The sequence below is a fragment of the Paracoccus yeei ATCC BAA-599 genome (assembly GCF_000622145.1).
In the GTDB taxonomy this organism is placed as follows: domain Bacteria; phylum Pseudomonadota; class Alphaproteobacteria; order Rhodobacterales; family Rhodobacteraceae; genus Paracoccus; species Paracoccus yeei.
Map to the genome: position 1 here is coordinate 1 of NZ_JHWH01000016.1, position 13,980 is coordinate 13,980.

Sequence of the window (13,980 nt, forward strand, 5' to 3'; positions counted from 1 at the left end):
CCCTGGCACAGCGAAGCCGTCGGGGGGGCGGTCACATCATCAGAGCCATCGGCGGGAACGTAGTGGTCATGCAACGTCCAGTCAGGGGGACACCATGACGGCCACGACCGCTGCCCCGCACCAGCCCGAACTGAAACGGGTCATGGGGCCAAAGCTGCTTTTGCTGTTCATCGTCGGCGACATCCTGGGCACCGGGGTCTATGCCCTGACCGGCACCGTCGCCGGAGAGGTCGGGGGCGCCGCCTGGGCCCCCTTCCTGATCGCCTTTGCGGTCGCGACCATCACGGCGCTGTCCTATCTGGAACTGGTGACGCGCTATCCTCAGGCCGCTGGCGCCGCGCTTTACACGCACCGCGCCTTTGGCGTGCATTTCCTGACCTTCATCGTGGCCTTCACGGTGATGTGTTCGGGCATCACCTCGGCCTCGACGGCCTCGAACGCCTTCGCGGGCTTTCTGAACGACGGCTTCGGCTTGGGCTTTTCCGACGGCAGCACGGGCATCCTGCTGATCGCGCTGGGCTTCATGGCGCTGGTCGCGGCGATCAACCTGCGCGGCGTCGGCGAAAGCGTCAAGGCCAACGTGGTGCTGACCTGTGTCGAGCTGTCGGGCCTGCTGATGATCATCATGATCGGCTTTTATGCGATGGCGCAGGGCCGGGCCGATTTCACCGAGGTGATGATCTTCCGGTCGTCCGAGGAGAAGGGCTGGTTCCTGTCCGTGACGGCGGCGACCGCGCTGGCCTTCTTCGCCATGGTCGGGTTCGAGGATTCGGTCAACATGGCCGAGGAGGTCAAGGACCCCGTCCGCATCTTTCCCCGCATCATGCTGACCGGCCTGGGCATCACCGGAGTGATCTATGTGCTGGTGGCAATCTGCGCGGTGGCGCTGGTTCCCGTGGGCGAGCTGTCCAATCCCGACAACGGCTCGGCCCTGACGCAGGTCGTGCGGGCAGGCGCGCCGAACCTTCCCTTCGACAGGATCTTTCCGTTCATCGGCATGTTCGCAGTCGCGAACTCGGCGCTGATCAACATGCTGATGGCCAGCCGCCTGCTTTACGGGCTGGCGCGCCAGCGCGTCCTGCCCCATGCGCTGGGGCTGGTCCACCACCGCAGCCGGACGCCCTGGGTCGCGATCCTGTTCACCACCGCACTGGCCTTCGGCCTGATCTATTTCGTGGTCACGCGCTCGGACGCGACGGCGGTCAGCCTGCTTGGGGGGACGACGGCGCTGTTGCTATTGTGCGTCTTCACCATCGTGAACATCGCATTGCTGGTCCTGCGCAAGCACCGGGTCGAGCATGAGCATTTTCGCACGCCCCGCATTCTGCCCTGGATCGGCGCGGCGACCTGCCTGTTCCTGGCCGGCCCCTGGGCCCGCAGCGCCGCCCAGATGGAGCAGTACCGCGTCGCGGCCTGGCTGCTGGGCATCGGCATCGTGCTCTGGGCGGTCACCTGGGTCTGGAACAAGGCCACCCACCGTCCCGGCGACCTGAGCCATATCGAGGAGCTGAGCAGCCATCACGGCGATTCGCCCCGGAACTGACGAAGACGGCCTTGACGAAGAAGGGGCGGGATCGACCCGCCCCTGCCCCTAGTTGTCCATCTTGAGCGCCTGGATGAAGGCGGTCTGCGGAATTTCGACCTTGCCGAACTGGCGCATCTTCTTTTTCCCGGCCTTCTGCTTTTCCAGAAGCTTCTTTTTCCGGGTGGCATCGCCGCCATAGCATTTCGCCGTCACGTCCTTGCGCATCGCGGACAGGGTTTCGCGGGCGATGACCCGGCTGCCGATCGCCGCCTGGATCGGGATCTTGAACATGTGGCGCGGGATCAGCTCCTTGAGCTTTTCGACCATCGCCCGGCCGCGGGACTCGGCCCGGTCGCGGTGGACCATGATCGACAGCGCGTCCACCGGCTCGTCGTTGACCAGGATCGACATCTTGACCAGGTAATCCTCGCGGTATTCGCTGATCTGGTAGTCGAAGCTGGCATAGCCCTTGGTCACGGATTTCAGCCGGTCATAGAAGTCGAACACCACCTCGGCCAGCGGCAGGTCATAGACCACCATCGCCCGGCTGCCCGCATAGGTCAGGTCCAGCTGGATGCCGCGCCGGTCTTGGCACAGCTTCAGCACGTCGCCCAGGTATTCGTCGGGGACCATGATCGTGGCCTTGATGCGCGGCTCCTCGATATGGTCGACGTGGGTCAGGTCGGGCATGTCGGCGGGGTTGTGCAGGTCGCGCACCTCTCCGTCGCGCATGTGCAGCTTGAAGACCACCGAAGGCGCGGTGGTGATCAGGTCCAGGTCGTATTCGCGTTCCAGCCGGTCGCGGATCACTTCCAGGTGCAGCAGCCCCAGGAAGCCGCAGCGGAAGCCGAAGCCCAGCGCGGCCGAGGTCTCCATCTCATAGCTGAAGGATGCGTCGTTCAGCGCCAGCTTCTCGATGGCGTCGCGCAGCGCCTCGAAATCGTTGGCATCGACCGGGAACAGGCCGCAGAAGACCACCGGCTGGGCGGGCTTGAAGCCCGGCAGCGGCGTGTCGGTGCCCTTCTTCTCATGCGTGATGGTGTCGCCGACGCGGGTGTCGCGGACTTGTTTGATCGAGGCGGTCAGCACGCCGATCTCGCCTGGGCCAAGCTCGGGAATGTCGACCATTGCGGGCTTCAGCACGGCCAGCTTGTCGATGCCGTAGACGGCGTTCGTCTGCATCATGCGGATGCGGTCGCCCTTGCGGATGACCCCGTCCATGACCCGGATCATGACCACGACGCCCAGATAGGCATCATACCAGCTGTCGACCAGCATGGCCTTGAGCGGCGCGTTGCGGTCGCCCTTGGGGGCCGGCAGGCGCGTGACGATGGCTTCCAGCACGTCGGGAATGCCAAGCCCGGTCTTGGCGGAAATCTCCAGCGCGTCCGAGGCGTCGATGCCGATGACCTCCTCGATGTTCTCCTTGACCCGCTCGGGCTCGGCGGCGGGCAGGTCGATCTTGTTCAGGACCGGCACGATCTCATGGCCCGCGTCGATGGCCTGATAGACGTTGGCCAGCGTCTGCGCCTCGACGCCCTGGCTGGCATCGACGACAAGCAGGCTGCCCTCGACCGCGCGCATGGACCGGCTGACCTCATAGGCGAAGTCGACGTGGCCGGGCGTGTCGATCAGGTTCAGCACATAGGTCCGCCCGTCGCGCGCCGGATATTCGATGCGCACGGTGTTGGCCTTGATGGTGATGCCGCGCTCGCGCTCGATATCCATGCTGTCCAGCATCTGCGCCTTCATGTCGCGGTCGGCGACCGTGCCCGTCGACTGGATCAGACGGTCGGCCAAGGTGGATTTGCCGTGGTCGATATGGGCCACGATCGAGAAGTTGCGGATAAGATCAAGGTCGGTCATGGCCGGGCTATACTCGGGCTTTGGCGTTGCGGAAAGAGGGTTCAGCGCGGGGACATGCCGGCAGCGCGCAACTGGGTCCGGCGCAGGCGCGCTTCGCGCAGCATGGCGTAGCAGCCCGAGCCGACGATGATCGCGGCGCCGGTCAGGGTCAGGGTGTCGGGCCGTTCGCCAAAGACGATCAACGCCAGGATCAGGGCAAAGACCAGCCGGGCATAGCGGAAGGGTGCCAGCGCCGACGCTTCGCCCAGGCGGGTCGCCGTGACCAGCAAGCTGTAGCCGCCGATGCCGACCGCCATGCAGCCCGCCAGGATCAGCCATTCCCGGACGTCCGGCAGGACCGGGCGCTGGCCCATGACCAGCCCCATCAGGACCGCGGCGACGAAGATCGCGAAGAAGGCCGAGGCCGCCAGCTGCATCGAATGGATGCCGCGCGGAATGCGCCGCGTCGCCAGGTCGCGCGCCGCCAGGCCCAGGACCGCGACCACCGCCATCAGCGACACCGGCTGGAATCCGGCCAGGCCCGGCCGGATGACCAGGATCACGCCCAGAAAGCCCGCGATGATCGCCGACCAGCGCCGCCAGCCCACCGGCTCGCCCAGAAACAGCGCCGCGCCCAGCACGATGGCCAAAGGCAGCGCCTGCATGATGGCCGAGGTCGAGGACAGCTCGGTCAGCGCCAGGGCCACGACGATGCCGATCGAGCCCACCGCCTCGGCCAGGTTGCGCAGCAGGACCAGCGGGTCCAGCAGCGCCCGCGTCCAGAGCCGCCCGCCCTGCCGCCGCAGCATGATCCAGAAGCTGAACCAGCCCAGAAGCCCGATCATGCCCAACACCTGGGCATAGGGCAGCGTCGCCGTCAGCAACTTGATGCACATGTCCTCGAAGGCGAACAGCACCATCGAGACGACCATCAGCATCGCCGCACGAAAGTTTTCGCTGACCATTCGCCCGACCTCGATTCTGGGGAAAACTGCGGCGCCCGCGCCCGCGACGGTGCTATAGGCCGGATCGCGGCCCGGCGAAAGCCGGGATCGCGCGCGATTCGCCCGCAGGCGCGGCGCGCAATGCGCCGGCGGCACATCTTGCGTCCCGCCCCCTGCCCCGCGCCAATGCTTGAGGCGCCCCGCGATTGAGGCGAAGCCGCCCTTCTGCTAGAGTCGCCGGACCAACAAGCGGCAGCAAAGGGGGCCAACCCCGCCGCATGCAGGCCAGAGCCGAGGAGACAGAGATGATGAACCGCCTGATGATCGCCGCGGCCGCGGTGGCGCTGACCACGCCGCTTGCCGTGGCGGGACCGATCGATTCCGCATGCATCCGATCCGAACGCGCCGCAAGCCCCCGGCTGTGCGGCTGCATCCAGCAGGTCGCGAACCAGACCCTGTCGCGGTCCGACCAGCGCCGCGCCGCCCGGCTGTTTCGCAACGCCGACGAGGCGCAGGAAATCCGCATGTCGAAAAGCGATGCGGACAATGCCTTCTGGGCGCGCTACAAGAACTTCGCCGCCACCGCCGAGGCCTATTGCTCGAACTGAGACACCCATGCGCATCGCCGTTCTGACCGGCGCCGGAATTTCGGCCGAAAGCGGGATCAGGACCTTCCGCGCAACCGACGGGCTTTGGGAAGAGCACCGGATCGAGGACGTGGCGACGCCCGAGGGGTTTCGCCGCGACCCGGTGCTGGTGCACCGCTTCTACAACATGCGCCGCGGCGACGCGGCCCGCGCCCAGCCCAATGCGGCGCATCGGGCGCTGGCGCGGCTGGGGCGGCACCACGACCTGACGCTGATCACCCAGAACGTGGACGACCTGCACGAACGCGGCGGGTCGGCCAACGTGATCCACATGCACGGCAGCCTGCTGGGCGCGCTTTGCGCGGCCTGCGGGCATCGCTGGCCGGCCACGCTGGTCATGCGCTCGCTGGATGCCTGCCCGGCTTGCGGCAAGCAGGCGACGCGCCCCGACATCGTCTGGTTCGGCGAGATCCCCTATCACATGGAACGGATCTGGCAGGCGGTCGAGAACGCCGAGTTGTTCGCGGCCATCGGCACCTCGGGGCAGGTCTATCCGGCGGCGGGGCTGGCCCAGCACGCCCGCCGCATGGGGGCGCGCACGATTGAGCTGAACCTGGCCGCCTCGGTCAACAGCCGCGACTTCGACGAACGACTGATCGGGCCCGCGACCGTCATCGTGCCCCGCTGGGTCGATGCCCTTTGCGCCTGAACGGGCGCGTTTCGAAAGACAGCCATGACCATCCTTGCCAATGCCCGCCTGATCCTTGCCGATACGGTCATCCGGGGCGCCGTCGCGGTCCGGGACGGGACCATCGCCGAGATCCTGCCCGGGGACCGGGTGCCGCCCGGCGCGCTGGACATGGGCGGCGACTATCTGGCCCCGGGGCTGGTGGAGCTGCACACCGACAACATGGAACGCCACATCCGGCCCCGCCCGGGCGTCGACTGGCCCCACGCCGCCGCAATCCTGGCCCATGACGCGGAACTGGCGGGCTGCGGCATCACGACGGTCTTCGACGCGATGCGCGTCGGCTCGATCCCGAACGACGGGCCGGACCAGGATTACCAGAAATACGCCCGCGAACTGGCGCATGAGTTGATCGCGCTGCGCGAGCGCAAGGCGCTGCGGATCAGCCACCTTCTGCACCTGCGCGCCGAGGTCTGCTCCGAAACCCTGATCGCCGAACTGGACGAGTTCGGGCCCCAGGATCGGGTGGGCATCATCAGCCTGATGGATCACACGCCGGGCCAGCGCCAGTTCCGCGACATCTCGAAACTGGCGCAATATGTGCAGGGCAAGTACAAGCTGGACGACGCCGGCTTTGCCGACCATGTCGCACGGCTGCGGGCCCTGCGCGACCGCTACGGCGACGCGCATGAGGCGGCGGCGGTTGCGGTGGCGCACCGCCTGGGCGCGGTTCTGGCCAGCCACGACGACACGACGGCGGACCAGGTTGCGGTCTCGGCCCGGCACGGGGCGCGGCTGGCCGAGTTTCCGACCACCCCCGAGGCGGCGGCCGCCTGCCACGCGCATGGCATCATGGTGATGATGGGCGCGCCGAACCTGATCCGGGGCGGGTCGCACTCGGGCAATGTCTCGGCCGCCGACCTGGCACGGGCCGGGCATCTCGACATCCTGTCGTCGGATTACGTTCCCTCGGGCCTGCTGGCGGGTGCGCTGATCCTGGCGCGGCTGTGGGACGACCTGCCCCGCGCCATGGCTACGGTCACGGCCAATCCCGCCCGCGCCGCCGGCCTTGCGGATCGCGGCCGGCTGGAGCTCGGGCTGCGCGCCGACCTGATCCGGTTCGGAATGCTCGATGCGACGCCGGTCTTGCGGGAAACCTGGGTGCGGGGGCTTCGCGTCTGACAGGACTTGATCTGGATCAAGGCAACCGCCGTCCCTGGCCGCTAGGCAGGACCCATTCCATAGCACTGCCGATTACAGGGAATCATTTCAGTTCGGCCGCCCGGGTCTGAGGGGGCAAGCAGCGGCCGAGGGGCGGGGTTTCGACCTCGCCCCTATTTTTTTCGTGCCGCAGTCAGGTTTTTCGTGGGACGGCCGGGCCGTCAGCCCATCAGCCGGGTCTTGATGGCGGGCCCGACCGCACCGAAATCCATCTGCCCCGCGTGGCGGGCGCGCAATTCGGCCATCACCCGTCCCATGTCGCGGATCGAGCCCGCGCCCAGGTCCGCGATCACGCGATCGATCGCCGCGGCCGTCTCCTCGGGGTCGAGCTGGCGCGGCAGATAGGACTGGATCACCGCGATCTCGTCCTGCTCGCGCTCGGCCAGTTCGATCCGGCCGCCCTCTTCATAGGCGCGGGCGGATTCCTGGCGCTGCTTGACCATCTTGGACAGAATCGCGGTCAGATCCGCGTCGCTGAGGCCGGTTTCGTCGCCGCTTTCGGTGCGCGCGGCAATCTCGCGGTCCTTGATCGCGGCCGAGATCAGCCGCAGCGTCGACAGCCTGGCCGAATCCTTGGCCTTCATCGCGTCCTTGATGTCGGCCGCGATGCGTTCGCGCAATCCCAACTGGTTCTCGCCCATCCGATCCTCGCTGAACAATCCGGCGGCGCTTGTCCCCGGCTTCGCACCGGGCGTCAACCCGTGCCGTTCCGCAAGCTTTCCCCGCCCTGCCCCGTCCCGTCAAGTTCCCGCCTTGACGCAGCAGGCCGCTTTCCCTAGGTTCCCGCCGATTTACACGGAGAGATGACCATGGCCCCAAAACCGACCGCATGTCTGGCGCTTGCCGATGGCACCGTGTTCCATGGCCGTGGCTTCGGCGCGACGGGCGAGGTGGTGGCCGAGCTGGTGTTCAACACCGCCATGACCGGCTATCAGGAGATCATGACCGATCCCAGCTATGCCAGCCAGATCGTCACCTTCACCTTTCCCCATGTCGGCAACACCGGCGTCACCGAACAGGACGACGAGGCCCCCGATCCGGTCGCCTCGGGCATCGTGGTGAAATGGGATCCGACCGAGCCGTCGAACTGGCGCGCCTCGTCCGACCTGGTGGACTGGATGGCGCGGCGCGGCCGCATCGGCATTGGCGGCATCGACACCCGGCGCCTGACCCGCGCGATCCGGCAGCAGGGATCGCCCCATGTCGTGCTGGCCCATGACCCCGAGGGCAATTTCGACATCGCCGCGATGGTCGCCCGTGCTCGCGACTGGAAGGGTCTCGTCGGTCTGGACCTGGCCCGCGAAGTCACCACCCGGCAAAGCTATCGCTGGGACGAAGGTCTGTGGGAATGGCCCGGCCAGTTCGGCAAATCCGAGGAAAAGAAGCCCTTCCGCGTGGTCGCGCTGGACTACGGCGCGAAACGCAACATCCTGCGCTCGTTGGCGCAGACCGGGGCGGAGGTCGTGGTTCTGCCCGCCACCGCCACCGCCGAGGAGGTGATGGCCCATAATCCCGAGGGCGTGTTCCTGTCGAACGGGCCGGGCGATCCGGCGGCCACGGGCGAATATGCCGTGCCGATGATCCGCGACCTGCTGGACCGCGACATGCCGATCTTCGGCATCTGCCTGGGCCATCAGATGCTGGCGCTGGCGCTGGGTGCCAGGACCGTCAAGATGGGCCACGGCCACCACGGCGCGAACCACCCGGTGCGCGACGTGGAAACCGGCAAGGTCGAGATCACCTCGATGAACCACGGCTTCGCGGTCGATGCCCAGACCCTGCCCGAGGGCGTGATCGAGACCCATGTCAGCCTGTTCGACGGCTCGAACTGCGGACTTCGGATGCGCGACCGTCCGGTCTTTTCGGTGCAATACCACCCCGAGGCCAGCCCGGGCCCGCAGGACAGCGCCTATCTGTTCGACCGCTTCACCGAGGCGATGCGCGCGCGGCGCTGAGGCTGCCGCGACCCGATTAACCCGTCCTTAACCCTCCCTGTGCCAGATGAGGGACCAAAGGACGGGAATCGGGCATGGCTGGAACCGCGTTAAGCAAACCCACGACGATCGCGACATTGCCGGCCCGCCCGGCGGCCCCCGCGCCCCGCGACGATGCGGCGGTCATTGCCGGCCGCGATCTGCGCCCCCTGGGCCAGATCCTGCTGGAGGACGGCGCGGTCGATCCCCGGAACCTGCTGCGCGCCGTCGTCATGCGCCAGCGCCAGTCCGCGCGGCTGGGCGAAATCCTTCTGTCCCACGGCTGGGTCGAGGAAGAGGCGCTGACCCGCGCGCTGTCGCGGCAATGGCGCGCCTCGGTCATCGACCTTGCGGCGCTGCCGCCCGATCCCCGCCTGGTCGATGCCGTGGGGGCCGGCCTTTGCCTGGCCGAGGGGCTGGTGCCCTGGCGGCGGGTGGGCGGCGTGACCTTCATCGCGACCTCGCGCCCCGATGCCTTCGATGACCTCATTCCCCGCCTGCCGCGCGATTTCGGCACCGTGCGGATGCTGCTCTGTTCGGAAAACGCGGCGCGAGAGGCGGTCCTGAAAAGCCGCCGCACCGCGCTGATCCGCGAGGCCGAGATGCGCGTTCCCGCCGTCGAAAGCTGCCGGACCCGCAACGAACGCCGCACCGGGCGGATCGCGCTGGGTCTGGTGGGCGGCGCGGCGCTGGGGCTGGTCCTGGCTCCGGTCGCAGTGATCGCGGTGCTGACCGCCTGGGCGGTGCTGACGCTTTTCGCCTCGATGCTGCTCAAGCTGTTCTCGTTCCAGGCCATCCTGCGCCAGCGCGCGCAGGAAGCCGCCCTGGCGCGGGCGGCCGCGCGCGGCCAGGTCGCGCGCCCCGAAATGACGGGATCGCTGCCGGTGATCTCGGTCATGGTGCCGATGTTCGCCGAGGCCGATATCGCCGACCGGCTGATCGGCCGGCTGTCGCGGCTGGATTACCCGCGCGAGCTGATGGACGTCCTGATCGTGGTCGAGGAAACCGACCGCGTGACCTGCGACGCGCTGGCGCAGGTGCAGCTGCCGCGCTGGATGCGTGTCGTCAGGGTGCCGGACGGTCCGATCCGCACCAAGCCCCGGGCGCTGAACTATGCACTGAACTTCTGCCGGGGCAGCATCATCGGGGTCTGGGACGCCGAGGACCGGCCCGAGCCCGACCAGTTGCACAAGGTTGCCCGCGGCTTTCACTTCGCGGCGCCGGACGTGGCCTGCCTGCAGGGCGTGCTGGATTACTACAACCCTCGGACCAACTGGCTGTCGCGTGCCTTCACGATGGAATACGCGGCCTGGTTCCGCGGTACGCTCGCCGGAGCCGCCGCACTGGACCTGGTGGTGCCCCTGGGCGGCACGACACTGTTCTTTCGCCGCGACCTGCTGGAGCGGGTCGGCGCGTGGGATGCCTGGAACGTGACCGAGGATTGCGACCTGGGCGTGCGCCTGACCCGGCGCGGCTATCGCACGCAGATGCTGGACACCGTCACGCATGAGGAGGCCTGCTGCCGCCTGGTTCCCTGGATCAAGCAGCGGTCGCGCTGGCTCAAGGGCTTCGTCATGACCTGGGGCGTGCACATGCGCGACCCGGTGGGGCTGTGGCGCGACCTGGGCACGCGGCGGTTCGTCGCCCTGCAGGTCCAGCTTGCGGCCTCGGTCTCGCAATACCTGCTGGCACCCGTGCTCTGGAGCCTGTGGCTGCTCAGCCTGGGGCTGCCCCATCCGGTCCGGGGCCTGCTCGAGGGCCGGCTGGGCGGCAATGCCATCGCCCTGCTCTTTTCGCTGTTCCTGCTGGCCGAGTTCCTGAACATGGCCATTGCCGCCTGGGCGGTCCGGGGACGGACCCACCGCCACCTGCTGCCCTGGGTCGCGACCCTGCACCTGTATTTCCCGCTGGGCTGCCTGGCCGCCTGGAAGGCGATCTATGAGGTCGTGGCCAAGCCCTTCTACTGGGACAAGACCCAGCACGGCATCTTTGATGCCGCCGAAGAGGGCGCGATTGCCGTCCCCGACGCCCCTGCCGCGCTGATCCCCCTGCGCCGCACGGGACCGGCTGGCGCGGCCGCCCCGCAGCCCAAGGGTGCGGCGCAGGACCCCGGCCCCGTCCCGCTCTTGGGCCGGATCGGCTGAACCAGCCGGCCCGAGCATGGCTTGCCCGCCATCACCCATTCGCACTGGCCGCCCGCACCCGGGCGGCGCAGCCTTGTTCCGCAGCCGATCAAGGCGCGGCGCCGGCCTGTTCCGCCTCGGCCATCAGCTGATCGATCACCTGGCCCGCCTGCTCGACGGTTTGCGCCAGGCGCTCGGACAGGGCGGCCAGCGTCTCGGTCCCGGTTTCGCGCAGCAGGAAGGCCTGGCCGCCCTTGCCCAGCGTCTCCATGTCCAGCGGCCGGTCGGTCAGCAGGCGGCCGGCGCATTGCAGGTTCCACAGGAAGCGCCGGGCCCGGGCCAGGGTCTCGGCCTCGTCCCGGCTGACCAGCCCGGCGCGCGGTCCCGCCCGCAGCTGCGCCAGCGCCCCCCGGCTGGGCGATCCGGCGCGCAAAGCGAGGCTTTGGGCGACAAGCTCGATGTCCTGCAGCCGGCCGCGGCCGATCTTGGCCTCCCATGCGCCGTCGGGGGCCTTGGCGGCAAAGATCCGGGCCCGCATCTCGGCCAGATCGGGCATGACGCGCGGATCGCCCCCGCGCGCCTTGAGCACCCCGATGCGCAGGGCCTCGACCTCGTCGGCCAGGCGCGCGGCGTCCGCGCCGCAGCCGCCGATCACCCGGGCGCGGGTCAGGGCCAGATGCTCCCACGTCCAGGCCTCGGTCATCTGGTAGTCGCGGAAGCTTTGTACCGAGGTCGCGACCGGCCCCTGCCGCCCCGAGGGGCGCAGACGCATGTCCACCTCGTAAAGCCGCCCGGCCGAGGTCGGCGCCGAAAGCGCGGTGATGACGGCCTGCGTCAGCCGCGCGTAATAGGCGCGCGGCGCGAGCGGTTTCGGCCCGTCCGAGACCTCGGCCCCGGCCGCGTCATAGATCACGATCAGGTCCAGGTCCGAACCGGCGTTCAGTTGCCGCGCCCCGAGCGAGCCCATGCCCAGCACGACCGCACCGCGGCCGGGCGGCGGGCCGTGGCGCCAGCCGAATTCGTCCGCGACGACGGGGAACAGGGCGCCCACGGCCGCATCGGCGATGTCGGCATATTGGCTGCCCGCCTCTTCGGCGCCGATCAGGGCGCGCAGGTGGTGGACGCCGGTGCGGAACTGCCATTCATGCGCCCAGCGACGGGCCGCGTCCAGCGCGCGTTCATAGCCGCCGTCGGGCGCTGCAAGCACGTTGGCAAGCACCTGCTCAAGCTGCTTTTGCAGGTCCGCCGCGCCCGGCCATTCCGAAAAGAAGCTGCCGCCCAGCACCGCGTCCAGCACTTCGGCATGGCGGCCCAGATAGGCTGCAAGTCCCGGCGCGGTGCCGCAGATGTCGACGATCAGGTCGATCAGCTGGGGGTTGGCCTCGAACAGGGAAAAAAGCTGCACCCCGGCGGGCAGCCCCGCCAGGAAGGTGTCGAACCGCGCGAGCGCCTCGCCGGCATGGGCGGCGGCGGAGAGGCGCGTCAGCAGTTCGGGCTCGATCCGGGCAAAGACCTGGCGCGCGCGTTCCGAGCGCAGCGCGGGATAGGTCCGCCAACGCTCGACGATCGCCTCGGATTCCGGGGAAAGCGCGGGCCGGCTGCGCTGATCCGCGGGAGCGAAGAAATCCGCCGTCAGCGCCTCGACCCGCTCCAGCCGCCGGACAAGCCGCGCCGACCAGGCCGAGGCATCGGGCTCGCCCATCATGTGGGCAATGGTCGCGATCCCTTCGGACGTCGCGGGGACCAGATGGGTCTGGGCGTCGTTGACCATCTGGATGCGATGCTCGATCTCGCGGTGCTCGCGGTAATGCTCGGTCAGTTCGACCGCGACCTCGGTGGGCACCCAGCCCTTCTCAGCCAGGCGCGCAAGCCCCTGAACGGTGCCGCGCACCCGCAGGTCGGGGTCGCGGCCACCGGCGATCAGCTGCCGGGTCTGGGTAAAGAACTCGATTTCCCGGATGCCGCCCTGGCCCAGCTTCATGTTGTGGCCGGGCACATCGATGCGGCCGTTCAGGCCCTTGTGGGCGCGGATGCGGCGGCGCATGTCGTCGGTGTCCTGGATGGTGGCGAAGTCCAGGTGCCGGCGCCAGACGAAGGGATCGAGTTCGCGCAGGAAGCGTTCGCCCACCGCCAGGTTGCCGCCGCAGGGGCGCGCCTTGATATAGGCGCCGCGTTCCCAGGTGCGGCCCTCGGCCTCGTAATATCCCAGCGCCGCCGAAACCGAGATGCAGACCGGCGTCACCGCCGCATCGGGCCGCAGCCGCAGGTCGGTGCGAAAGACATAGCCCTGGTCGGTGTTGTCCGAGATGGTCGCGGCCGCCTTGCGCGTGGCGCGGATCAGGGCGGCGCGCGCCTCGTGCTGGTCGTCCGGGTCATAGGCGGCATCGTCGTAGAACACGATCAGGTCGATGTCCGAGGAATAGTTCAGCTCTCCCGCGCCCATCTTGCCCATGGCGAGCGCGGTGACCCCGCCCGCGTCCGACCCGGTGGGCGGCAGCTTGCCGCGCGCAGCCTCGTGCGCGACATGGATGCGCAGTGCAAGGTCGGTCGCACGGTCGGCCAGGCCGGTCAGGGCGCCCGTCACCTGGTCCAGCCGCCAAATGCCCCCCAGGTCGCACAGCGCCGCCCAAAGCGCGATCCGCCGCTTGGCCTGCCTCAGCGCCGGCCCCAGGGCGTCGGCGGCCAGGTGCTGGAACCCGGCGGTTTCCTGCGCCACCACATCGGCATCGGCGGCCGAGGCATCGGCCAGCCGGTCCGCCAGCCAGTCGGCCTCGCGCTGGATCAGCCCAGCCAGATAGGGGCTGCAACCGGCGGCGCCCCGGACCAGATCGGCCAGCACCGGATCGGCGATGCCGGCGCGGTCGACCGCGGACTGGCCGCGCGCGGGGTCGATGGGAATCGGCAGGCGGGTGATGCGCGATGCAAGGGTCATGGCGCGACCCTAGCGGGCGGCGGGGCAAGGTCAATGCCGGGCGGGCCGCGGCGGAACCCGCGCCGCATGGCCCGCGTTTCCATCGCCACGACGATCCCGCAAATCGTGGCGTTCCATCAAAAACTTGCGGTTTCGCCGCTTG

General features: G+C 68.8%; 10 protein-coding genes. 6 read left to right on the plus strand and 4 right to left on the minus strand.

All coding sequences use genetic code 11. The features are described from left to right. Positions 1-94: 94 nt before the first annotated feature. The gene (locus tag BU28_RS22605; protein ID WP_036762597.1) at positions 95-1,543 is read left to right on the plus strand and encodes an APC family permease; all 1,449 of its coding nucleotides are present in this window, start codon (positions 95-97) and stop codon (positions 1,541-1,543) included. 48 nt (positions 1,544-1,591) lie between these two features. Here the strand turns inward: BU28_RS22605 and lepA are convergent, their stop codons facing one another. Further along, the gene (lepA, locus tag BU28_RS0110065; RefSeq protein WP_028719364.1) at positions 1,592-3,391 is read right to left on the minus strand and encodes a translation elongation factor 4; all 1,800 of its coding nucleotides are present in this window, start codon (positions 3,389-3,391) and stop codon (positions 1,592-1,594) included. 41 nt (positions 3,392-3,432) lie between these two features. After that, positions 3,433-4,335, minus strand: coding sequence for a DMT family transporter (locus tag BU28_RS0110070; protein WP_028719365.1), 903 nt, complete (start codon positions 4,333-4,335; stop codon positions 3,433-3,435). A 284-nt stretch (positions 4,336-4,619) separates the two neighbouring features. Between BU28_RS0110070 and BU28_RS0110075 the strand changes: the two genes are divergently transcribed. From BU28_RS0110075 to BU28_RS0110085, 3 genes are read left to right on the plus strand one after another with little or no spacing between them, the layout of a single operon-like run. After that, positions 4,620-4,922, plus strand: a complete 303-nt coding sequence (locus tag BU28_RS0110075; RefSeq protein ID WP_088239180.1) for a hypothetical protein — start codon at positions 4,620-4,622, stop codon at positions 4,920-4,922. Between the two features lie 7 nt (positions 4,923-4,929). Next, entirely contained in the window at positions 4,930-5,610 is a 681-nt protein-coding gene (locus BU28_RS0110080) for an NAD-dependent deacylase (protein WP_028719367.1), read from the plus strand. Between the two features lie 24 nt (positions 5,611-5,634). Next, positions 5,635-6,771, plus strand: coding sequence for an alpha-D-ribose 1-methylphosphonate 5-triphosphate diphosphatase (locus BU28_RS0110085; RefSeq protein WP_028719368.1), 1,137 nt, complete (start codon positions 5,635-5,637; stop codon positions 6,769-6,771). Positions 6,772-6,971: 200 nt separating this feature from the next. On the opposite strand, the gene BU28_RS0110090 is transcribed toward BU28_RS0110085, so the two are convergent. Further along, positions 6,972-7,451: a GatB/YqeY domain-containing protein gene (locus tag BU28_RS0110090; protein ID WP_374384047.1), complete on the minus strand. Its 480-nt coding sequence runs from the start codon at positions 7,449-7,451 to the stop codon at positions 6,972-6,974. Between the two features lie 168 nt (positions 7,452-7,619). Between BU28_RS0110090 and carA the strand changes: the two genes are divergently transcribed. Then, positions 7,620-8,765, plus strand: coding sequence for a glutamine-hydrolyzing carbamoyl-phosphate synthase small subunit (carA, locus tag BU28_RS0110095; protein WP_028719370.1), 1,146 nt, complete (start codon positions 7,620-7,622; stop codon positions 8,763-8,765). Between the two features lie 74 nt (positions 8,766-8,839). Further along, positions 8,840-10,927, plus strand: coding sequence for a glycosyltransferase (locus BU28_RS22610; RefSeq protein WP_036762602.1), 2,088 nt, complete (start codon positions 8,840-8,842; stop codon positions 10,925-10,927). A gap of 88 nt (positions 10,928-11,015) precedes the next feature. Here BU28_RS22610 and BU28_RS0110105 read toward each other — a convergent pair whose 3' ends face one another. Next, the gene (locus BU28_RS0110105) at positions 11,016-13,838 is read right to left on the minus strand and encodes a [protein-PII] uridylyltransferase family protein (protein WP_028719371.1); all 2,823 of its coding nucleotides are present in this window, start codon (positions 13,836-13,838) and stop codon (positions 11,016-11,018) included. Positions 13,839-13,980 lie beyond the last annotated feature (142 nt).